This window comes from Pseudomonas sp. A0308 (assembly GCF_044218815.1).
Classification (GTDB): domain Bacteria; phylum Pseudomonadota; class Gammaproteobacteria; order Pseudomonadales; family Pseudomonadaceae; genus Aquipseudomonas; species Aquipseudomonas iridis.
The window spans coordinates 1,700,931-1,725,317 of sequence record NZ_CP162581.1 but is presented as its reverse complement, the minus strand read 5'-3'; the positions used below and the strand labels follow the sequence as shown (position 1 = coordinate 1,725,317).

The window sequence follows — 24,387 nt, the reverse complement described above, 5'->3', positions numbered from 1 at the left end:
TCCTAGACCGCCGCCGAGCCGACGCGGCCCTTGCGCAGTGCTTCGATGACCGCTTCTTTCGGGCCGTCAGCGACGACCCGGCCGTTATCCAGCACCAGCAACCGATCCACCAGGCTCAGCATCGAGGTGCGGTGGGTGACCAGCAGCAGTGTTTTGCCTTGCACCCAGCCATGCAGCTTCTGGCGCAGTTGGTCTTCGCTGCTGTTGTCCATGGCGCTGGTAGGTTCGTCGAGCAACATGATCGGCGGGTCGAGCAGCAATGCCCGCGCCAGCAACACCGCTTGGCGCTGCCCACCGGAGAGCAATTGTCCGCGTTCGCCCACCGGACGGTCGAAGCCTTGCGGGTGTTGGCGGGCGAGTTCGGTGACGCCTGTCAGCTCGGCGACTTCGAGCATGCGTGAATCGCTGATGTAGCGCGCACCAAGGGTCAGGTTGTCGCGCAGGCTGCCGGCCAGCAGCGGCAAATCATGGGCGACGTAACCGATCTGCTGGCGCAGGTCAGCGACATCCAGTTGCCGCAGGTCGAGGCCGTCGAGCAGCAACTGGCCTTCTTCGGGTTCGTAAAAGCCCATCAGCAGCCGTGCAAGGGTACTTTTGCCGGAACCACTGCGGCCGATGATGCCGACCCGCTCACCGGGTTTGAGGCTGAAACTGACGTTGTTCAACGCCGGGGCATTCTGGCCGTTGTAGTGGAAGGTCACGCCGCTGACGTCCAGCGCGCCTTGCAATTGAGTGCGCTCCAGAGGCCGCTGTTTGCCGTCGCGTTCTTGCGGTAACGACATCAGCGCATCGGTGCTTTTCATGGTCAGTTGCGCTTGCTGATAGCGGGTAATCAGCCCGGCAATCTGCCCCAGCGGTGCGAGCACGCGGCTGCCGAGCATGTACGTCGCCACCAGTGCGCCGACGCTCAGGTTGCCGGCGATGATGCTGTAGACCCCTGCAACAATCGTCGCCATCCCCGCGAACTGCTGGATGAACAATGTGCCGTTGGTGGCCAGCGCCGAGAGATTGCGCGCATGGCTGTCGAGGCGGGTGAGGGCGCCGTGGGTGCTTTCCCATTTGTGCTGGCGCTCGCTTTCGGCGCTGCAGGCCTTGAGGGTTTCCAGACCACCGAGGGTCTCGATCAGCAAGGCCTGGCGTTCGGCCCCGAGGCTCAAACTCTTCTGCACGGTGTCACGCAGGCGCACCTGAATGATCATCGCAAAGATGATCGTCAGCGGAAACGCCAGCAGTGGAATCACCACCAGCCAGCCGCCGAGCAGGCCGATCACCACCAGCATCAGCACCACGAAGGGCAGGTCGATCAGGCTGGTCAGGGTAACCGCGGTGAGGAATTCGCGCAGGCCCTGGAAGTCGTGAATGCTCTGGGCAAAACCGCCGATGGTTGCTGGCCGTGCCTTCATCGACATACCGGTGATGCGTTCAAATAAAGTCGCAGAAAGGATTACATCGGTTTTCTTGCCAGCGCTGTCCAGCAGGTGCGCGCGCACCACTCGCAGCACCAGTTCGAAACCGGTGCCGATCAACAGGCCGATCGATAACACCCACAGCGTTGACGTGGCCTGATTGGGCACCACGCGGTCGTAGGTTTGCATGACAAACAGCGGCACCATCAGGCCCAGCAGGTTGATCAGGAAACTGGCAAGAATCGCATCGCTGTACAGCCATTTAGACAGCTTCAGGGTGTCGCGAAACCACGCATGCACCCGTGGCACCAGCGGCGAGCGCAGGTCTTCGAGTTCATGCCGTGGCCGCGCGAACAAGGCCTGGCCGCTGTAGTGTTCGCTGAGTTCTTCGCGGCTGACCCACTGCTCGCCGCCATCGGCTTCGCTGGGCAGGATCAGCGCCTTGCCGTCATCGCCAAAGCGCCGCAGCACGGCGGTTCGACCGTCGTTGAGCAGTAGCAGAATCGGCAGATTCAGCGGGGAAATGTCTTTCAGCTCGCGGCGTAACAGCCGCGCCTGCAAACCGGCCCGGGCGGCTGCGCGAGGCAGTAGATCCAGGCTCAGGCGTTGTTTGTTCAGGGGCAGTCCGGCACTCAGGCTGGCGCGGCTGACAGTCGCGCCATGGAGTTTGCAGAGGATCAACAGACCGTCGAGTAACGGATCATCGAAGCTCAGCCGTGGATCGACCCCGGCGTTGCCGCCTCCGGCCATGCTAGTCATATTGATCGCCCCTGTTGGACTGGCTCGAGTATCCCTATATCCCCTGTCGGAGCTGCCGAAGGCTGCGGCCTGTTGATCTTGAAAAACAACATCAAAAGATCGTCCGATCGCGGCCCGTGCCTTCGGCAGCTCCTACGTGGGGCTTACTTCAGCTCTGGCAGGCGTGCTTCGTTTTTGACTTCGGCAGAAGCAATCGCATCCGCTGGCAGCACCACCCGTTGTTTGCTCAGCAACAGGCCCATATTGGCTAGCACGCGATACATCGAATATTCCTCGGTGTAGCGGATTTCGGTGTAGCGGCGGTTGGCGTTGTAGAGCTCGTTTTCACTGTCGAGCAAGTCGAGCAGGGTGCGTTGGCCAAGGCCGAACTGATCCTGGTACGCGGCGCGCACACGCTTGGTGGTTTCAGCGTATTCACGGGCGGTCGGGGTTTGTTTCTTGGCATTTTCCATGGCGTTCCAGGCCAGACGAATGTTCTCGTTGAGCTGGCGTAGGGCGTTGTTGCGGATGTCCATCGCCTGGTTGATGTCGTGCGCGTTCGCGGCCAGTCGGGCCTTGTCGCTGCCACCACGGAACAGGTTGTAGTTCATCACAATGCCCACGCGCCATTCGTTGTCGTGGCCTTCGTCACCCTGCACGTTGTTGTTCGCACCAACGGCGGCTTCAGCATCGAAGCGTGGGTAGAACGGCGACTTGGCGACTTCGTACTGGCTCTCGGCCGACTGCACGTCAGCCTGCGCCGATTTCAGGTACGGGTTGTTGTCGACCATGCTCTGCTGGGCTTCGCGCAGTTGGGTGGGCAGTTCGCCGCGAGTCGAGGCCGGGGTTTCCAGTTCATCGGGCATGCGCCCGACGACGCTGTAGAAATTGGCTTCGGCATCGGCCAGATCAACTTCGGCGGTGTCGAGGTTGTTCTGTGCCAAGGCTTTACGGGCTACCGACTGGTCGGAGTCGGCGGCGCTGCCGACGCCGCGCTCGGTACGCAGGCCAATCTGATCGTTGACGCGCAAGTGCGCCTGCAGGTTGTTCGTCGCCAGGGTCACCAGTTCGCGGCGCTTGAGCACTTCGAGGTAGACCTCGATGGTGCGCAGGGCCAGGTCTTGCGCGGTGCCTTGCGCGTAGTAGGCGCGCGAGTTGGACACACCTTTGGTGCGCTCGACTTCGTTGGCCGTGTTGAAACCATCGAAGATCATCTGCCGCATGCGCAGCTCGGACTGGGTGTAGGTGAGGATTTCGGTGTTGTGATTGCCGAAGGCCCGGGTGTTGGTGTTGTCGCTGTAACCGCGACCGTAGGCCGCGTTCAAATCGACGGATGGATAGAAACCACCCTTGGCGACTTTGACTTGTTCATCAGCCGAAAGGCGCGCGTCCACGCGCGACGCAAGTTCCGGGTGGGTGGCGATAGTGCTTTGAATCGCCTCCGTGAGGTTCATTGCCTGGGCTTGAGAAGTGCAGGCCATGGCCAGCAAAACCGCGCTGCAGAGGGGGGTTAGAACGCGCATGGGGTGCATCTCCCTGAGTCCTGATGGTGTGTTACTGTCGCCAAATATTTGACGATATTATGAGGTCTGAGCGTTTCACTCTTGTAACAACAGAGCTAAGAACATCCTGAAGCGTAGCTAAGAAAAAATTTTCATAAGGCTTATTCCGAAAAAAACTTATGCGGTTTGTAAAATGCAGCACATTGTTCACCACGAAAGCCTTTGTTTTGTGCGCTTTAGGGAGCGCAAAAAGGCTTGAGGAAAGTTCCATTCACTTTGCGACATACGGCGAAGTACTGCTGAAGGGGAGGGACGCGTAACGGTTGATGAGCGACAGATTTCTGTCACTCGAGTGCTTCACCACCGTTACGTAGCGTTAGCAGGTTGGTTGCCTCGATCAGGGTTTGGAGGTGCTTGAAAGCACTCAAATTTCTCGCTCGGGCAAGGCCTGTGAAACGAACTGTCGAGGGTGCGAGCGTCGCCCCGACAACCCGATTGAGCCATGGGCTACTTCGCGAACCAGTGCTGACGGTGGTCAGCAGCGGAGGATTTCACATGGCAACGCTCATCGGCACAGTCACCAAGGTTATTGGTCAGGTTTTCGCTCAAGGTATCGACGGCACCCGTCGCGTCCTGGTTGAGGGGGATCGGCTGTTTGCAGGCGATCAACTGATCACCGGGGCCGAGGGCGCGGTTGCCGTTCATCTGCAAAATGGCCAGGAACTGACCTTGGGCCGCGGTAGCAACGTGACCATGACCGACCAATTGCTGGCCGGCCAGGCAGCACAGGTGAACGTCGCTGAAGCGCTGACCCCGAGCGACGCACAACTGACCGATGTCGAGCAGATCCAGAAAGCCATCGCCGCCGGTGAAGACCCGAGTAAAACCGCTGAAGCCACCGCTGCAGGCCCGAATGCCCCAACGGGTGCGCCGGGCGAGGTGGGCGGCGGCCACAGCTTTGTGTTGCTGGAGGAAGTCGGCGGGCGGGTCGATCCGGTTATCGGTTTCCCCACTGCCGGCTTTAACGGTATTCCCGAGTTTCCCGAAGAACGCCGCGAAGCGGTCATCGACAATGGTGATAACGGCGGCGATATCGTCGTGCCTGTTGTTCCGCCGCCACCGGTGAACAATCCGGTCACGCTCGGCGGGCTTGCGGTAGACGGTGGCGAACTGAACGTAAACGAAGCCAATCTGCCCGACGCCTCTGCCGCCAATAGCGGGGCTCTGACGCAAAGCGGCAGCTTCACCGTATCGGCACCGGACGGTCTGACCAGTCTGAGCATTGGCGGCATCAGCCTGATCAATGCTGGCGTGGCGGTCGGTTTTCCGCAGTCGATCACCACGCAGTTGGGCAACACGCTGACCATCACCGGTTACAACCCGGCAACTGGCGTGGTCAGCTACAGCTACACGCTCAATGGCAATGAAACCCATGCGGCCGGTGACGGCGCCAACAATCTCAGTGAACAGTTCACCGTGATTGCCAGCGACAGCAATGGCGACACTGCCACGGGAACGCTCGACGTCAACATCACCGACGACGTGCCGGTCGCGGTCGATGACGGCAATGGCATCGCTTCAGAAACCTCGTTGACGCTGACCGGCAACGTCCTGACCAATGACGTGCAAGGCGCCGACCGCGTCGTCACCGGTCCGATCACTGCCGGTACGTTCACTGGTACCTACGGCACGCTGGTGCTCAACGCCAATGGCACTTACACCTACACGCTGAACACCAGCGATGCCGATTTCAAAGCCCTGACCGGCGGCGGTAACGGCACGGAAACCTTCGCCTACACCATCACCGATGCTGACGGCGATACCAGCACTGCGAACCTCGTGTTGCAGATCCAAAACAACGACGATCCGGTGATCATCAACGGCTTGAACGTAGAGGGTGGCGAGCTCACCGTTTACGAGAAAAACCTCAGCGACGGCAGCGCGCCGGACTCATCCGCGCTAACGCAAAACGGCACCTTCACCATCACTGCACTGGACGGCGTCACCACGCTGACGATCGGTGGCATTGCCGTGGTCACCAATGGCGTCGCCGCCGGGTTCCCGCAATCGGTTACCACGCCGCTGGGCAGCACGCTGACCATCACCGGGTTCAACGCAGCGACGGGCGTGGTCAGTTACAGCTACACCCTGGTCGACAACGAAGCGCACGCGACCGGCAACGGCGCCAACAATTTGCCTGAGCAGTTCGCCGTCACCGTGGTCGATGACAACGGCACCACCGCCAACGCGACCCTCGATGTGAACATCGTCGACGATCTGCCAAACGCCGTGGACGACAGCAACGCAACCACCGCCTCGGAAGCGCAACTCACGCTGACCGGCAACGTCCTGACCAACGACGTACAAGGCGCCGACCGCGTCGTCACCGGCCCGATCACCGCCGGTACTTTCACCGGTACCTACGGCACGCTGGTGCTCAACGCCAATGGCACTTACACCTACACGCTGAACACCAGCGATGCCGATTTCAAAGCCCTGACCGGCGGCGGTAACGGCACGGAAACCTTCGCCTACACCATCACCGATGCCGACGGCGACACCAGCACCGCGAACCTCGTGTTGCAGATCCACAACAACGACGATCCGGTGATCATCAACGGTCTGGATGTGAACGGTGGCGAGCTCACCGTTTACGAGAAAAACCTCAGCGACGGCAGCGCGCCTGACTCCGCGGCGCTGACCCAAAACGGTACCTTCGCCATCACCGCACTGGATGGCGTCACCACGCTGACGATCGGTGGCATCGCCGTTGTCACCAATGGCGTCGCCGCCGGGTTCCCGCAATCGGTCACCACGCCGCTGGGCAGCACGCTGACCATTACTGGGTTCAACGCAGCGACGGGCGTGGTCAGTTACAGCTACACCCTGGTCGACAACGAAGCGCACGCGACCGGCAACGGCGCCAACAATTTGCCTGAGCAGTTCGCCGTCACCGTGGTCGATGACAACGGCACCACCGCCAACGCGACCCTCGATGTGAACATCGTCGACGATCTGCCAAACGCCGTGGACGACAGCAACGCAACCACCGCCTCGGAAGCGCAACTCACGCTGACCGGCAACGTCCTGACCAACGACGTACAAGGCGCCGACCGCGTCGTCACCGGCCCGATCACCGCCGGTACTTTCACCGGTACCTACGGCACGCTGGTGCTCAACGCCAATGGCACTTACACCTACACGCTGAACACCAGCGATGCCGATTTCAAAGCCCTGACCGGCGGCGGTAACGGTACGGAAACCTTCGCCTACACCATCACCGATGCCGACGGCGACACCAGCACCGCGAACCTCGTGTTGCAGATCCACAACAACGACGATCCGGTGATCATCAACGGCCTCGACGTAAACGGTGGCGAGCTCACTGTTTACGAGCAGAATCTCAGTGACGGCACCAGCCCCAACACCCCGGCCCTGACCCAGAGCGGCACGTTCACCGTGACGGCCCTCGACGGTCTGCAAACCCTCAGCGTTGGCGGCATTGCCGTCGTCACTAACGGCGTGGCCGCAGGCTTTCCGCAATCGGTCACCACGCCGCTGGGCAGCACGCTGACCATCACCGGTTTCAACGCAGCGACGGGCGTGGTCAGCTACAGCTACACCCTGGTGGATAACGAAACCCACCCGAACGCCAACGGTGCCAACAGCATCACCGAGAACTTCAACGTCGTCGCCACGGACACCGATGGCAGCACCGCCAGCGGGCAGATCAACGTCAATATCGTCGATGACCTGCCAAGCGCTTATTCCGATGCAGCTTCAGTGGCGGAGGGCGGCACCGTCAGCGGCAACGTGTTGCTTAACGACATCGGCGGTGCCGATGGCCCGGCCGTGACGGGCGCAGTGGTCGGCGTGCGCGTCGGTGCCGATACCTCGACTTCGGCCATCGGTGGCTTGAACTCGCAGATCAACGGTACCTACGGCTACCTGACCCTCGATGCCAACGGCAACGCGGTTTACCACAGCAATCCCAACACGGTGAATGGGCCCGGTGCGGTGGATGTGTTCACCTACACCGTGCGCGATTCCGACGGCGATGAAAGCACCACCACCATCACCATCGATGTTTCCAACAGCAAACTGTATGCAGTCAGCGACACCGACGTCACCGTCTACGAGAAAGCGCTTGATCTGACCAAGGACGGCGCGGATCTAGCGCCCGGCACGGTCACCGGCAGCGACCCGACCAGCCCCAGCGAAACCGCGTCCGGCACTTTGGTCGGCTCGGTCAACGGTGCCGTCGGCGCGATCAGCTATGCGCTGATTGGCAGCGCCACCGGCAACTACGGGCAGATCGTCCTCAACCCCAACGGCACGTACACCTACACCCTGACATCGCCAGCGACCACCACACCGAATGCCGATGACGGCGCCAACACCCTGACCGAAACCTTCACCTATCAGGCCACCGATTCGCTGGGCAACATCGTCACCAGCACCATCGTAGTCAGCATTGTCGATGACGTGCCGAAAGCGATGAACGACAGCAATGCCAACACGGCCTCGGAAACCCAGCTGACCCTGAGCGGCAACGTGCTGACCAACGATGTGCAAGGCGCAGACGTGGTGGCGACCGGGCCGATTACCCCCGGCACTTTCACCGGGACGTACGGCACGCTGGTGCTCAACGCCAACGGCACTTACACCTACACACTCGACGCCACTGACGCCGACTTCAAAAACCTGCAAGGTGGCGGCAACGGCACCGAGACGTTCACCTACACCCTGACCGATGCCGACGGCGATACCAGCACCGCCAACCTGGTGCTGAACGTCCACAACAATGACGATCCGGTGGTGCTCAACGGCCTCGACGTCAATGGCGGCGAACTCACCGTCTACGAGAAGAACCTCAGCGACGGCACCAGCCCCAACACCCCGGCGCTGACCCAGAGCGGCACCTTCACTGTTACCGCGCTCGATGGACTGCAAACCCTCACTGTCGGTGGCATCGCCGTTGTCGCCAATGGCGTGGCCGCCGGTTTCCCGCAATCAACCGTCTCGCCGCTGGGCAGCACGTTCACCATCACCGGATTCAACGCGACAACGGGCGTGGTCAGCTACAGCTACACCCTGGTCGATAACGAAACCCACCCGAACGCCAACGGTGCCAACAGCATCACCGAGAATTTCAACGTGGTGGCGACCGACACCGATGGCAGTACCGCCAGCGGTCAGATCAACGTCAACATCGTCGATGATCTGCCGACCGCCAAACCCGACACCGGCTCGGTGGCGGAGGGTGGTACGGTCAACGTCAGCGTACTGGGCAACGACGTCAACGGTGCCGATGGCGCGGTTACGGTGATCGGCGTGCGCGCCGGCAGCAACACCGCCACCTCGGCCGTCGGCGGGCTCAACAGCAACATCAACGGCGCCTACGGTTACCTGACCCTCGATGCGGCGGGCAATGCCGTTTACCACAGCAACCCGAACTCGGTGAGCCCACCGGGCGCCACCGACACGTTCACCTACAGCATCCGCGACAGTGACGGCGACGAAAGCACCACGACCATCACCATCAACGTCGCCGACAGCAAACTCATCGCCTCGGTCGATCAGGACGTGACCGTTTACGAAAAGGCCTTGGACTTGAGTAAAGATGGCCAGGATCTGGCACCCGGCACGGTCACCGGCAGCGAGCCTGGCAATACCGGCGAAACCGCCAGCGGCACGCTGGTCGGTGCGGTGACCGGCGGCAGCGGTGCGCTCACTTACACCCTGGTTGGCAGCGCCACCGGCACTTACGGGCAGATCCAGCTCAACGCCGACGGCACCTACACCTACACGCTGACTTCGGCACCAAAAACCTCGCCGAACGCCAACGACGGGCCGAACACCCTGAGCGAAAGTTTCACCTACAAAGCCACCGATGCGCTGGGCAACACCACCACCAGCACCCTCGTCGTCAACATCGTTGATGACGTGCCAAAAGCGGTGGCCTCGGATCGCTCGGTGACAGCAGTGGAGATCGATTCCAACCTGCTGATCGTTCTCGACATCTCCGGCAGCATGGCCGATGCCTCGGGCGTTCCGGGCCTGTCGCGCCTGGCGCTTGCCAAGCAGGCGATCAGTGCCTTGCTCGACAAGTACGACGATCTGGGCGACGTCAAAGTCCAACTGGTGACCTTCAGCAGCAACGCCACCGACAGAACTGCCGTGTGGGTGGACGTCGCGACAGCGAAGACGATTCTCGCAGGCCTGACCGCCGGCGGCGGCACCAACTACGACGCTGCCGTTGCGGTGATGCAGACCGCGTTCAACACCTCGGGCAAACTCACCGGGGCGCAGAACGTCGGTTACTTCTTCTCCGATGGCAAACCCACCACCGGGCAGGAGATCGGCACGGCTGACGAGACCGCACTCAAAGCTTTCCTTGATGCCAACAACATCAAGAACTACGCGATCGGCCTCGGCAGTGGCGTGAGCAACGCCAACCTCGATCCGCTGGCTTACGACGGCATCAACCACACCAACACCAACGCGGTGGTGGTCACTGACCTCAACCAGCTCAACTCGGTGCTGTCGGGCACCGTGCAGGGCGCGCCGGTCACCGGCTCGCTGCTGGGCGAGGGCGGCACGTTTGGCGCCGATGGCGGTTTCATCAAATCCATCGTGATCGACGGCACCACTTACACCTACGACCCGAAAGCCCTCAGTGGCCAGGGGTCGCTGATCGCGAGCGGTGGTGTCAATCACGGCACCTTCAACACCGCGAACAACACGTTGAGCATCGCCACCAACAACAGCGGCACGCTGCTGATCAACCTCGACACGGGCGAATACACCTACACCTCGCAGAAAACCACCGCTGTGGTGCTCACCGAAAATATCGGCTTCACCGTCAGCGACAACGATGGCGATCTGGCCAGCTCGACGCTGACCGTAAAAGTGATCCCCAACGCGCCTCCGGTGGCGATGGACGACCACGTCATCACCAACGTGCTGTCGGGCAACATTGTGGTGCCGGGTGAGCTGTTGCTGGCCAACGACACCGATCCTAACGGCGATACCCTCAACGCCACGCCGACCAGTTTCAACACGGGTTGGGTGTCGAAAGCGGCGGACTTCACCGGCACCGGCGCGATCAGTTTCACGGGCACCAACGTCAATACGGCGGCCAACCAGAATCTGGCCAACGTCCGTAGTGCGTTCTCGGCGAACGCGGCAACCATGACCGCCGTGCTGGTGGTCAGCGGCTACCTGGGCGCCGTGACCAACAGCAATGCCAACGATGAAGACCGCATTACCGTCAACCTGCGTCAGGGTGAAACCCTCAACCTCGACCACAACCTGGCGGCCGGTTACGTCGGTATGGAGTACTCGATCAACGGCGGCGGCTGGATCGCGCTGGCGGACGGGCAAACCCTCACTGCGACGTCGAACGCGGTCTACCAGATTCACATCACCAACCTGACCAATCCCTCGGGTGGCAACGTCAACGGATCGGAAAACTACGAGTTGACCATGAAGCTCAACTACGCCGGGGCCCAGGACATCGCCCCGGACTACCACGGCACTTACACCGCCAACGACAATCATGGCGGCAGCGACACCGCCAACGTGAGCATCAGCTATCAGGACGGCCACACCCTCACCGGTACAGCAGGCGATGACGTGCTGGTGGCGGGCACCGGCGACAACATCATCAATGCCGGCGACGGCAACGACGTACTGACAGCAGGCTCAGGCAACAACGAGCTGCACGGCGGCGCGGGCAACGACTTGCTCTACAGCGGCGCGGGCAATGACCTGCTCGATGGTGGCAGCGGTACCGACACCGCCAGCTACGCCCATGCGACTGCTGCCGTCACCGTCAATCTCGGCCTGCTCGTTGCGCAAAACACCCTCGGCGCCGGGACGGACACCCTGACCGGCATCGAAAACCTCGTCGGCTCGAACTTCAACGACAGCCTGACCGGCGACAACAATAACAACGTGATCAACGGGGGCCTGGGCAACGACACCCTCAACGGTGGCGGCGGCGATGATTTGCTGATCGGCGGCATGGGCAACAACACCCTGACCGGCGGGGCAGGGGCCGACACCTTCCAGTGGCTCAAAGGCAACAGCGGCCACGACCTGATCACCGACTTCACCCCCGGCACCGACAAGCTCGACCTGTCGCAACTGTTGCAAGGCGAAAACGGCACTACGTCGTCCCTCGACGACTACCTGCACTTCACCGTCAGCGGCAGCGGTGCGTCGGTCATGACCAGCATCGACGTCAGCGCCATGGCCGGCGCCACGCCGAACCAGACGATCGATCTGGCCGGCGTCAACCTCGCCAGCCACTACGGCGTCACGCCTGGCGCCGGTGGAATGATTGCCAGCGGGCACGACACAGCGACGATCATCAGCGGGATGTTGAATGATCATTCGTTGAAGGTGGATACGGTTTGATCTGAGGCAGAAACGACAAAACCCGCCGTCCCGATCATCGGGGCGGCGGGTTTTTTCATGTCGGCAGATATTTGTTGGCTGTGAGGTCGCCTTCGCGAGCAGGCTCGCTCCCACATTGGAATGCGGTCAACTGTGGGAGCGAGCCTGCTGGCGAAGGGGCCATAGCCGACAGCGAATAACTCAGCAAATGTTCCCCACGCCTGAGTCAGCCCGGCAACTCCAGATTATCCAGCACCCGATTCACCGCCAGCTCTGCGAGCATGATCAATTGCGCAACCCCCAACAGTGTCCCGATCGCTGATGAGTCAGCGACCGACCCCCAATAGAATTCGTTTCCAAGGCACACAAGCCAGCGGGTTCTGGCGTAGCTGCAGGCAACGACGCAAGATTCCGTGGCTGAAATCCGTGTCGGCAGGCTTCCTTTAAACGTTGTTGTTTATTCCGTGTCGACCTGCCAATTCGGCCACATCTCCGACAAACGGTAGCCATACCTGTAATTTCTGACAGTAGCCGCTTTCTGACGATGCGCGCTAAATGAAGCCAGCCATTCGAGCAGTACGACGGCTTGCGAGCCAGCAGGCCACTCAACATTCGTCAGGGAATACGAGCGATGTCCGCCCACAAAACGCCGAACGATGAAACCACGTTACAGAGTGGGCCGCACGACGATATTCCAGCCCCTAAGGTGCCCTTGGTGCTGGATCCGGATGACCCTTTGGGTCTGCTGCCGCTGCGAGCATTGGGGCGCGATTTGGAGGTCACGTTCGAGGGGCTGGATTTCACGACCATTCCCAATCGCACCGATTTGGTGGAACTGGGTTTGATGGCGCGCGGCGCCACTTTCATTCCTGTCAATGAGCGTGAGTACCCGTCCAATATTCCTGTGCAACAGCCGCAAACCCTCACTATTCCCAAGAGCCTTTTAATCCAGGGCGCTTACGATGTTTCGATCCGCTTTTCTCGCAGCATGGTCAACCCTACGGAGTCCTTGAGGAAAAGGATCACCATTGACACCACCAAGCCGAATTTTGGCCTCCAGCCCGATGCGGTCATCTTTCCCGACGAGTTGAACGGCGTCATCACAGAGAGCTATTTGACGCAACACGGACAGGTCATCGTCGAAGTGCCGCATTACACGGATGTGGCAACGGGCGATCGAGCGGTTTATTTCTGGACGGACCAGCTGGATCCGAGTGACCGCGAAGTTGAGATCGGCGAGCATGAATTCAGCGAGCAGGAGATCATCGACGAGCGTTTGCTGGTCACGGTGCAAGCCGATGAGATCCGCGCCTGGGGGCACGGTGATCGCTATATGTATTTCCGGCTCAGGGATCGCGCGGGTAACACCGGGCCAAATGCAAGGCGGGCGGGGATCTTTGTCGATCTCTCGCCGCTTCCAGGCGCGCTGATGCCTCCCGAAGTGCCTTTGAGGCGCAACTTGCTCGATCGCCAGCAGGCGCGCGAGGGCGTTCAGGTAAAAATCGGACATTATGATTTCGCGGACGGGGCACATCGAGTCGCCATCAATTGGGACGGCACCGCACTGACAGAGATTCCGGTCGACCCCAACGATTTTCCGTTGGAGACCACGGTCCCGTGGACGGTCATTCACGCACGGGGCGATGGCCCATCACGCCCCCACGTGAGTTATCGCATCCGTCTGGCAGATGGCAGCTACACCGCGCCTTCACCTGACATTTCGCTGGCCCTGGACTTGACCATCGCGGGTCAGGATCACGTGGACGCCCCGGCATTGCTCAATGAAACACTGGCGAGGCTGGAAATTCGCGGACGAAAATCCGATCTCGCCAACCAGTTGCGCAGTATCGACTTCGGCTTGCCGGCAAGAGCGTTACTGGTGCTCTACGACAATCCTCAGCCTTTTGAAGAAATTGATGTGTACTGGGGGCAGATTCCGACGCCCGTCGCGACTTATCCGGTGAAGGCGGGTGATGTATCAGGCAGCCTTGTCGAGGTTGAAATTCCCTGGGTGCACATCCTGCCAGAGCTGCAGAACCCGAACTTGCCGGTTTATTACGTCACCCGCAATGGTGTGAACGAACAGTACTCACGCAAGACCGAAGTCAATGTGTCGATTGTCATCATCGAAAACCTCAAGGCACCGACATATCCCCACGCAGGAAGAGAAGGCGTCTTGAATTGTTGTTCCGTGCCTCGTTTGTGGGAGGGCGTTACGGTTCATATATCAGGCAACCCACACTTCGCAGCATTGGATGAAGTGATTGTGCATTGGCAAGGATGTCGCGGGCAAAACGGAACTGACCCGTTCGAGGACGCCTATCACGAGTTTTCGAAAATCATTGATCCTGCGGATGTTGCAGATGGTTTCGATATCGTCGTCACTGATTACGAGAAGTTGATAGCGCCTATGGTGAATAACGGTTCGGCTCTTGTCAGGTACGTTTTGTACAAGCGAGATGGCGGTATAGGTCGGTCGCGTCCGAGTTATGTGATTATCACCAGAACAATGCCTAGTACTAAGGTTTGTTCGCCAGGTAATGAGGTTTTTTGCCCGGAATAAATTCCGCGTAAACAGGTAGTGGATAGGTGTTGGATGTCACGGGTCAAACTGTTGTTTGATTCGCGAGTGAGCTTGTGTTGTAAGCGTGAGTTTTAAACTATTTGCTTAAAAATGGAGAGCGACAATGACTGTCTATGAGAAAAATACTAATGAAGATCCCGGTAGAGCTGCGATAAAGGCAGTTCGTTTGGCAAAGTCGGCTCGTGCAGCAACGCCGCCAGAGTTGCAGGGGTTATTGCCGAACGTTCCAGGTGATGAGTCGAACAAACTGCCGAAGGCACGGCAGGGTGTTGATAATGACGTGATTATCAACAGCGTACTGGAACTCGTTCCTCCTCCTCCTCCGGGGCGATCTGTCGAGTTGCAACTCTTGTGGGATGACCTACCAGTCGGCGAACCTATTCAGGTAAGAACCCCGGTTGCACCAATGCAAACACTAGTGTTGCCCGCTCTTAATACAATTACTGAAGGGCCGCACCGTTTGAATTATCGAGTGACATATGCCGGTGATGTTGGGGACTTTGATACCCCGGTCCAGATCATTATTGATAAGACAGCGCCTAACAGAGATGCTCAGGCGGCAGTCATTGAACTGCCAGCGGAGTATGCTGATTTTCGCATTACCAAAGAGCGGCTGGACGCCAATCCAGTGATTGAACTAACTATCCCTTTGCACTCCGATCGAAGAACCGGGGATGTTGCCGGCGTCTTTATGGGGGCAAGTTACCCGGGGGCGTTTATCGGCTCCTATGTAGCCCCCGATGACAGCAACAGTGCAATGACGGTCGAACTGAAAAAACTTCAGGTCGAAAACGGCCGTGAGGGGGAGCGGATCATTTATTACCAGTGGATCGATCGTGTCGGTAATGAGGCGCAGCAGCCTTCCGTTCCTCTCAACGTCGTTGTCGAACTCACGGCGGCCCCGGCCAACTTGAAACCACTTTCAGTGCCTGAGGCGCCAGCCCCCGACCACCTCATCTCCTTTAGGGATGCCTATCCAGATGTCGCTGTAGTTATCGAGGCCTACGACAACATTGGGCCGGACGATCAAGTGGATTTGCGCTTTGATAACATTCCCCAGCCCCGCAAATTTTCCCGCGATGGCTTTCCGATGATTTTCGATATTCCCTATGAACATGTGAAGCGCAACGGTCTGGGGCCCAGGCCTGTACCTGTGAACTACTCGGTAGTGCGCGGTGCTCAGGAATATCCTGAGCTGACAGCTGTGCCGGTAAATATCGATCTGCGCCGTCCCGGTACACTGCCACCTGATCCTGAAAATCCGGAAGAAGGCAATCCGAACCTGGCGCAAGTATCGGTTCAAGCGGCAGTTACTACCGAACCAAACAAATTTGAACTGGTCGATGCGGGACAGGATGGTACGGCGACTACGGTCATCGATGCAGTCCGCGAAATTGGCGATGTCTATCAGTTGTTTTGGGGGGCGGTCGCTGTTCCAGGCGGTTTTTATGAAGTGGACGGGTCTGAAGTAGATGATGATCCTGTCATATTTACCATTCCTCACGGGTTCATAACTGCTCAAGGTAATAATCCGAAAGTTCAGGTGCATTATGAAATAACCAATCCGTCGTTTCCGGACAACAATCCAAACTCATCTTTGCGACGACCAGTCAGTGTCTACGTTGTTGATGTAACGCTTCCTAAACCCAAAATAAACTTCACTGTAATGAGCGGCGGTGATGAGTTTTTAACTTGTTCTTCACTGAGGAGTGTTGCCGGGCAAGGACAGGTCGCTGTTGTAACTGTGGCGGGGGGCGAGCCTTTGGAGGCGGGGCTTAAGTTGCAGTTTACCTGGGATGGTGTGGGTTGGGATGGTACGGCTCCTGTCCCATTACCGTCTTTTATATTTGATAAGACCCTGTCGGGTAACGAACATCTTGAGGGGTTTACGGTGTATTTACCGTACGCTACAGCCTTGCAGCCGATTCAGGATGGCAGTGGCAGTATTCGGTATGTAGCTGAAATAGGAGGGCGTGAAGAAAGTTCGGATCCGCACGAAGTGCAAGTCGTTGCGCGTACCAGTAGCGGGGCCCCTTGTCCGATACCTTGATTTTTAACTAAGTGGCACTCTAAAAAAGGAAGGCATCAGCCTTCCTTTTTGATTTTTACTGTTTTGTTTCTCTGCGCTTTGGAATTTCTGCAAAGACGTCATGCGAAAGCAGAACGCCAACTGTGGAGAATTCGCCATTCAGTATCGGACTAATCCTACATTCGACGGGGATTTTTCGCATTAAGCTGCTGGCGGCTAAATAGCCAATCCTTGTTGGGTGGCAAAAAACTGGAGCATGTTGTGAGATATTTACGAACAAAAGTGGTGCATTTTCCTCAAGGGCGCATGACTTTTATGGCGCTTTCGCCACTGTTGTTTATTAGTCCTTCCCTGATGGCGTTGACAGAAGTGGGGGCGGGCGAAAATGTAACTATTGTTGACAGTACGCCTGTTGATAATTATCTGGTGCGCGACGGCGGTGTGTTAAACACCGAAAATGCGCAAACCCATGAAGTATTTGTGCAGACCGGTTCAACCATCAACGCGACAGGCGGCGCTTTCGTGGGTCGCAATCGCAATAGCGCCATTACCCTGACCAACAGTCAGGCCTCACTTAACGGAGTAACGTTGACCGGTGACCGGTCGGCGCTGACGCTGAGGCGTGAGACAGGTTCACCCAATGGTTCTTCTGCAGTGGTCACAGACAGTGTCATACGGGGTGGAACATCGGGTGTGCTGATCACTGGATTGAGCACGCTTGAACTTAATGGTGGCGAAGTCACGGGTGTACTTGCGGACAGCGTCGGAGTCGACGTTTTCGCAGGTGAGGTTCGCGCCAACGGTACAACCATCAGTGGCGGCACCAACGGTGTGCGGATGTCCGCAAGCAGTAGCGGGCTGCCTGACACACTGCTGACGCTCAATGGTGCCACGCTGGAGGGACGGGAGTCGTCGGCCATTCTCGTTCAGGAAGGCGTGCAGGCACAGATCAGCGTTCTGAACAACTCGCAACTACTGGCTGGCAACGGCATCCTGCTCGATGTTCAAGATGCATCCGCGGCGGACATGACGGTTATCGGCAGCACGTTACAGGGCAATATCAACGTTGCCGGCGGCAGCACCGCCAATCTCACCTTTGATCAGGGTTACATGATCGGCGATGTACTGGTCGATGACACCTCGAAAGCCAACCTTACTCTGGACAATCATTCACAACTCACCGGTCGCCTGAACAATGTCGACAGCGTCAACATCAGCAGCAACTCGAACTGGACGATGACCGCAAGCGATTCGATCGGTGCCTTGAGCCTGGATGGTGGCAGTGTCACTTTCGGCGCAGCGGAGGCGCCCCGTCTCTATCACCAGTTGAATGTTGGCACGCTATCGGGCAGTGGCACTTTTGTCATGAAAGGCGATTTCGCCAGCGGCGAGCGTGACTTCCTGAATGTGTCGGGCGATTCGGCGGGCGACTTTGGTCTCGCAGTGGCTGCTTCGGGGCTGGATGCAGCGTCGCCTAAGCAATTGATACTGGCGCGTACCGCCACGATCGACGCGGCGCAGTTTGCTTTGGCGGGCAACAGCGTTGTAGACGTCGGTACCTGGTCTTACAGCCTGAACAGCCGAGAGAATGGGGAAGGTGGCAAGGATTGGTTTCTGGATCCGGCGACCGAGGTGATCAGCCCGGGTGCGAGTTCCGTACTGGCGTTGTTCAACACCGCACCGACCGTTTGGTACGGCGAGCTGAGTTCGTTACGCAGCCGCATGGGCGAATTGCGATTCAACGGTGGCGAGGCGGGCGGCTGGATCCGCACCTACGGCAATAAATACAACGTGGCCGCTGGGTCGGGTGTGGGCTATCAGCAACAGCAGCAGGGGCTATCCCTTGGCGCTGACACCCGGATAGGTGAAAGTCAGGTGTTGGTCGGTGTTATGGCGGGGACGAGCAAGTCCAATCTGGACCTGGATCGCGGCACTTCGGGCACGGTGGAAAGCTACTACTTCGGCCCGTATCTGACCTGGCTCGACAGTGCGACCGGTAACTACGCTGACGTCTCGCTCAAGGTTAACAAGTTCCGCAATGAGTCCAAGGTCAATCTCAGTGATGGCAGCCGCACCAAGGGCGACTATGACAACTGGGGGGTGGGCGCATCCGCTGAGTTCGGTCGCCACATCAAACTGGCTGACGACTACTTCATCGAGCCGTTCACGCAATTGTCGGCAGTGCAGATTCAGGGCAAGCAATACACCCTGGATAACGGCATGGACGCTGATGGCGATCGCATGCGTTCGTTGGTTGCCAAGGCGGGTGCCACGGTCGGGCGCAACTTCGCGTTCAATGATGGGACCATCGCCCAGCCTTACCTGCGTGCGGCAGTCGCACATGAGTTCGCGTCGAACAACGAAGTGAAGGTCAACGACAATGTGTTCAACAACGACTTGTCGGGTTCTCGTGCCGAGTTTGGCGCGGGGGTGGCGGTCGCCCTGTCCGACAAGTGGCAAGTGCATGCGGACTTTGATTATTCCAAGGGTGAGCATATTGAACAGCCTTGGGGAGCGAACGTGGGTGTGAGGTTTAATTGGTGAGGTGTCGCCGGGTGTTTCGCCACGAGCGATGCGCGCGCTGTTGCCAATTGCAATGAGGGTAAAGAAAAGCCGCTTGCTCCAGACCGGAGCAAGCGGCTTTTTTAAGTCAGCTGTCTATGCGCGCCTGATACCCCATCCATCGGCAGTGCCGCCGCCAATGCCGATATCTACCCGATAATCCAGTTGGCCCGTGGCAGGATAAATTACCCACTTCTTGCCGAAGAAATACGCTTCGGGAGTCCAGCACCAAAGTTCTATGGTGCGTACACCGCGATAATTGTTGATAAAGGCTGTCCACTCCGACCGGGAGGGAATTCTTCCTCCTTGGCTTGCAACCAGGTTGGCGGCATAGGTGTAGGTGTTGCGGCCGGTGTTGAATAACGTTTCCACATTTGAGGTAGAGACGGAGTACTGAGCGCTTTGATTCGCGGCATCCGTAACGACGATGGTAGTACTGCCATTGCCCTTGGAAATCACGCGGCCGGTCGCAGTGACTTCCGCAATATTGGAATTGTAGGAGCTATAGCGGTAAGGCGGTACACCGCCGCTGGCCTGTCTATCGCGAAAGGCCCCAGCCGGCGGGTTCGTAGGTGTAGGGCCATACCTCAAGTGCCAGCCGTTCAAGCTCATATGCGAAGTGTCGATAACCAACGGCGGGTGCAAAGGCTTGACTGTGAAGTTGCGCACCGTCGAGTTTTGCCCGGTGGACACCGCTTTGGCATACACCGCGTGGCTGCCTACGCTGACTGCAAGCGTCGCCCTCCATTCACTGGCGCCAGCGGTAACTGTCAGCCTGTAGCCATTGTTGTCATAAATTTGTACCTGTCGGTTAGGTGTGACAGTACCGCGCAAGGTCACCGAGGTTCGCTTGGTCTCGCCGTTGTTGGGGACTTCGACGAGGCCATCGTGTACCGAGGTCAGCGTCGGTGCGATGTGTGCGGCGACGGTAAAGTTTCTTGGATCGCTTTCCACTGGCTGCACGTCGTACAGCGCCTTGGCTGTCAGACTGTGTGACGTCAGCGTCAGACCGCTGACAGACACCTCCCATGATTTATTGGCCTTTACGGTAACAGGTGAGCCAATCAGCGAACCCTTGTTGTACAGCTGAATCTGTTCTCGCGGCGTCGCAGTGCCTTGCACTTTCACCGACGTGTCATAGGTCGTGCCGTTGTGGGCTACCGATCCGACCGAGTCCGTGACGGAGGAGATAGTCGGTGCAATATGCGCCGCGACAGTAAAGACCCGGGGCGGTGCCGACACCGGATTACTGCCGTACTCAGCGCGGGCGGTCAGGCGATAAACCTTCAATGACAGGTCGGTCATCTGATAGGTCCAATTGCCGCTCGCCTCGATGTTCACTGTGTCGATTGGCGTTCCCGCATCAAGCAGGGTGATCGTTTCATTTGGGCTCGCCTTGCCGGTCAATGTCACCGCGCGGTAGTAGGTCGTGCCGTTCATATCGACTTCACCGCGGATATCGGTGACCCGCGAGATCGTTGGTGTAACGGCCAGCGCCACGACGAACGTCCGAGCGGGACTCGACGGCGGGTCGACCTCATACTTGGCCGTTGCGACCAGGCTGTAGGTTTTCACTCGCAGATTATTGATGCGGTGCTGCCAACGGCCGTCATCATCGACATCGAGGGTGACGAGGGAGGCATTGCTTTCGAATAGCTGGACCTGCATGTTTGGCGTCGCAATGCCCTCGATCAACACACTGTTGTCGTAAGTCGTTGCCCCGTGAGCAATCTGGCTTCGGGAGTCGCTCACCGAGAGGATTTCCGGGGTGTGGACGAATTTGACCGTGAAGGTTCGAGGGCCGCTGAACACCGGATCGGCGTCATACAGCGCCTTGGCCGTAATGCGGTAATCCTTCTCGGTGAGTATGCCGATCTTCAGGCTCCATCGACTGTCCACGCCGACCTCTGCGGTTCCCAGCGACGTCGAACCGCCATCAAACAATTCGATGGTTTCCCCGCGCGTGGCGGTACCGCTGACGGTGACATGGTCATCGCGGGTTTTACCGCCGTCGATGACTTCACCGCGAGAGTCGCTTACCCCATCGATGATCGGCGTTACGTAGTCGTAACGGGTTCTGACGGTCAGGTTGAGCACCGGAAATACGCAAGCGCTGTCCTCTGAAAGGTCATTGTCGAACGCCACCTTGCAGATCACGGTCGCCTCTGAGGAATGGCCCAACTTGAGCAGTTCGCTTCGCTGCAATGTTTCGTTGAGTCCGTTTGTGACTTGCGTCGAGGTGATCTCCCTGCCGTCGAGAATCTTGATGATGTAGGGAACACCTGCCGTGGTCTTGCCAATCAGCAGCAACCAGATGCGCTGCCTGGGCGCGATGAATGGCCATCGTTTGACCAGCACTCTTGGGTCGCCACTGAACATCATCAAGTCCAGAACCGAGTTCAATGCCTGCGGCACCTCGGGGCGCGGCAGGTCGTTCTCGGGATCCTGAAAATTCAGCACCCGCAATGCCAATGATTGCGACTCGGTCGCTTTGCCGTAACGGTTCACCAGATGGAGGACGTACACCACTTTATTGATGTTCGGCACTACTACCGAAGGGAGCAGGCGGAACGCGACAGTCCCGCTTGCGTGCGCCGGTTTGACCTGGTCTACGGATGTGCCTGGACCGGGTGTTCCGATCCATCGCAGGTTTACGGTGTCGAGCGCCGTATCCATGCTGGCATAACTCACCAGCACGTCTACACCATTCAAGGCTTTCATTGGGTCGAGCAAACCCTCGCGGGCTTGCTCTACGATCGGTGGGGGCAGCTCCCCCACCAGATATCCGACCATCAGATTCAACGTTGCCGAATGGCTGAACAAGCCTGTGGCGGCGTGTTTGATCCAGTAAAAAACCTCGACAATCTGACCGATGTTGATCGTCACGAACTGTTCATCCACCCTGAAACGTACAGGGCGACCTGCCGTCACGGTGGTAACCGGTACCCAGTCGCTGGTGCTGCCCAAAGGGTGCTCCGCACGCCAACCGAAGGAGACGATGTCACCGGTCTCGGTTTTCACCTGATCGATCAGCACATGAACGATATCGAACACTCGGGATGGGTCCAGCACATCTGGCGGGTCGGCTTCCTCGACCACCGGCATTGGCAGCGTGGCGCGGATTTTCTCCACCTTGGCCAGCAACCTCTCGGATTCAGTGACACCGTAGAGCGCCGCCTGGTCGTTGGACACTCGGTAGGAAAGATCGAGTTTGGCCAGCGGGCTGATGTGCTCGGCGCCGATGTAAAAAGTGATCAATCCTGCCTTGGCGTCATTTTCGCTGACGATGCGCTCTTCCTCGTATAAATAAGGTTGACCGCTGGGCTTCGTGCCCTGCCAGATCAGGTTGGTCAAATCACCACTGGCCATGCCGGGATAGCGCACGTCGACGGTCGCGTAGGGTTCGTCCGAGTGCAGCGTGTCGCCGCGAAGCTCACGAATGGTCGGCTCTGGCAGCATCTCAACGTCACCCACCACGTCGGCAAAAGTGCGCCTGGATGAGAGCGTCTCGCCATTCTTTTTCTTCAACAGAAATGAAGCATCCGCCAGGCCCATGGCGATGGCTCTGATATCTGCGTAGGACACTTCCCAATCCAGAATGGACGGTATGTTGTCCACGGTTTTACACGCTGAACGGATCAATGGCTTACCGGTCTTGGGCGTGCCGATGAAGGAAAAGATCACTTCGTCTCCGAGAGCGAAATCCTTGCTCTGCACATGAACCCGAATCGTGACGTTCTGTTTGTTCAGATCCCTGATCGTAATGATGCCGTTGATCGATTGTTCGATGACGGGCGCTTCCAGGCGCCAGCCACCGGCATCAACGCGAACGCGCGTGCTTTGCGAACGCCGGACCGCCCAGTTAAAGACGATATCGCGAATGTGATAGCGCACTAGCAATGCCACACTGTCTCCCCCGGCCAGAATGGCTGCCTGATCGGCGATGATCACGATGGGGGTTTTTCTATCGGCCTCATCCTGTGTCACGGTATGGGGCGCAAGAATGTTGTTGGCGCTCCCCCAATGCACCAGGATCGTGTCACCCACTGCCATTTCCGGGTAGAACGGAATGGTAAAGGGCACGCCTTTTTTCGCCCACTCGGCATCAATACCTTGCTGCACGACATCCTCGGGCAACTGCACCGGATGCAGCTCGGAATGCCCGTCCGGCAGATGCGGCGCCTTGTCGCGACCGCCGGGGTTCGTGAGTTTGACCAATAATCGCGACGCCACCGAATCGTCATCGGGCGTCGTTTGGCCAGCTCGCAGCAACCGGTAATAGCAGCTTTCGACCCAGCCTGGTTTCACGAGCGCCGCAGGCAAATAGAAGAACAGCGTTTTATTGACTTCGTCAGACGCTACCTCTCTGGTGAAGACCTCTATGTCATCCCAAAAAATGAAGAGCATGTCGCGCTCACTCATGCCGATGTACGGATTGATCGCACACAACATACCGTTGGGGTTGTCTTTGACCATTGCGATATTGATGCCGCCATCTCCGTCTTTAATGGGACGAACAATACCCGCGATCAGCAGGGGACGAAGCGACCGCGTCTCGTTGTCGTCGACGTGGGGGAACAGGTAGAGGCTCCGGGATGGCATGTTGCGACTCCTGTAGAGCGGCGGCTATTTTCGATGGCGCGGGTCTGGATCGATTAAGCCTCCGGGTGGAGATTTGCGCACCTGTCAGATCTGACAGGTGTGAGAGGGTTTCCGATGAATGGCGGGTCGCTTGAGAGGGGGGCTGTTGGAGGGTGACTCAATGCTTGCGCAGAGTTTTTTGCCGCAAAATATAGACCGTGACAAGCACTGCGCTGGTCAACATGAACCCTCGCGCCCACGGCAGTGGCACCAGATAGCAAGAGAACAGAATGCTCGCCCACATCAGCCCGATCGCGTAGACCTTGCCCTTGAGTGGAATACCGTTGCCGTCGAGATAATCGCGAATCCATGGCCCGAGCCGGGGATGTTCGACCAGCCAACGATAGAAACGCGGAGAACTGCGGGCGAAACACGCGGCCGCGAGTAGCAGGAAGGGAGTTGTGGGCAAAACGGGGAGGAAAATCCCGATCACCCCCAATGCCACGCTGAGCCAGCCGATGGCCAGCAGGAAGTAGCGCAACATCAGGGGGCGGTTGCCTATGGGGTTGTCCATAGGCTGGA

8 protein-coding genes are annotated in these 24,387 nt (G+C 58.5%); 4 read left to right on the top strand and 4 right to left on the bottom strand.

Annotated features, from left to right (window positions below; genetic code table 11):
* Positions 1-2: 2 nt before the first annotated feature.
* Complete coding sequence (locus AB4P92_RS08005) at positions 3-2,165, bottom strand: type I secretion system permease/ATPase (RefSeq protein ID WP_115147850.1); 2,163 nt, start codon at positions 2,163-2,165, stop codon at positions 3-5.
* 143 nt (positions 2,166-2,308) lie between these two features.
* Positions 2,309-3,667, bottom strand: coding sequence for a TolC family outer membrane protein (locus AB4P92_RS08000; protein WP_047300228.1), 1,359 nt, complete (start codon positions 3,665-3,667; stop codon positions 2,309-2,311).
* 534 nt (positions 3,668-4,201) lie between these two features.
* Between AB4P92_RS08000 and AB4P92_RS07995 the strand changes: the two genes are divergently transcribed.
* From AB4P92_RS07995 to AB4P92_RS07980, 4 genes are all read left to right on the top strand, one after another.
* Positions 4,202-12,070 carry a retention module-containing protein gene (locus AB4P92_RS07995; protein WP_395599222.1) on the top strand — a complete coding sequence of 2,623 codons (7,869 nt, stop codon included), beginning with the start codon at positions 4,202-4,204 and terminating at the stop codon, positions 12,068-12,070.
* A 610-nt stretch (positions 12,071-12,680) separates the two neighbouring features.
* The gene (locus AB4P92_RS07990; RefSeq protein ID WP_261735231.1) at positions 12,681-14,612 is read left to right on the top strand and encodes a hypothetical protein; all 1,932 of its coding nucleotides are present in this window, start codon (positions 12,681-12,683) and stop codon (positions 14,610-14,612) included.
* A gap of 124 nt (positions 14,613-14,736) precedes the next feature.
* Positions 14,737-16,683, top strand: a complete 1,947-nt coding sequence (locus AB4P92_RS07985) for a hypothetical protein (protein ID WP_395599221.1) — start codon at positions 14,737-14,739, stop codon at positions 16,681-16,683.
* A gap of 420 nt (positions 16,684-17,103) precedes the next feature.
* Positions 17,104-19,206, top strand: coding sequence for an autotransporter outer membrane beta-barrel domain-containing protein (locus AB4P92_RS07980; protein ID WP_395599220.1), 2,103 nt, complete (start codon positions 17,104-17,106; stop codon positions 19,204-19,206).
* A gap of 114 nt (positions 19,207-19,320) precedes the next feature.
* Here AB4P92_RS07980 and AB4P92_RS07975 read toward each other — a convergent pair whose 3' ends face one another.
* Complete coding sequence (locus tag AB4P92_RS07975; protein ID WP_395599219.1) at positions 19,321-23,826, bottom strand: Ig-like domain repeat protein; 4,506 nt, start codon at positions 23,824-23,826, stop codon at positions 19,321-19,323.
* A gap of 157 nt (positions 23,827-23,983) precedes the next feature.
* Positions 23,984-24,379: a YbaN family protein gene (locus AB4P92_RS07970; RefSeq protein WP_261736917.1), complete on the bottom strand. Its 396-nt coding sequence runs from the start codon at positions 24,377-24,379 to the stop codon at positions 23,984-23,986.
* Between the last annotated feature and the right edge of the window lie 8 nt (positions 24,380-24,387).

Coding starts and splice junctions, on each gene's coding strand:
- AB4P92_RS07975 (WP_395599219.1), bottom strand. CDS start 23,826: ATGCCATCCCGGAGCCTCTACCTGTTCCCCCACGTCGACGACAACGAG.
- AB4P92_RS07995 (WP_395599222.1), top strand. CDS start 4,202: ATGGCAACGCTCATCGGCACAGTCACCAAGGTTATTGGTCAGGTTTTC.
- AB4P92_RS07985 (WP_395599221.1), top strand. CDS start 14,737: ATGACTGTCTATGAGAAAAATACTAATGAAGATCCCGGTAGAGCTGCG.
- AB4P92_RS07990 (WP_261735231.1), top strand. CDS start 12,681: ATGTCCGCCCACAAAACGCCGAACGATGAAACCACGTTACAGAGTGGG.
- AB4P92_RS07970 (WP_261736917.1), bottom strand. CDS start 24,379: ATGGACAACCCCATAGGCAACCGCCCCCTGATGTTGCGCTACTTCCTG.
- AB4P92_RS08005 (WP_115147850.1), bottom strand. CDS start 2,165: ATGACTAGCATGGCCGGAGGCGGCAACGCCGGGGTCGATCCACGGCTG.
- AB4P92_RS08000 (WP_047300228.1), bottom strand. CDS start 3,667: ATGCGCGTTCTAACCCCCCTCTGCAGCGCGGTTTTGCTGGCCATGGCC.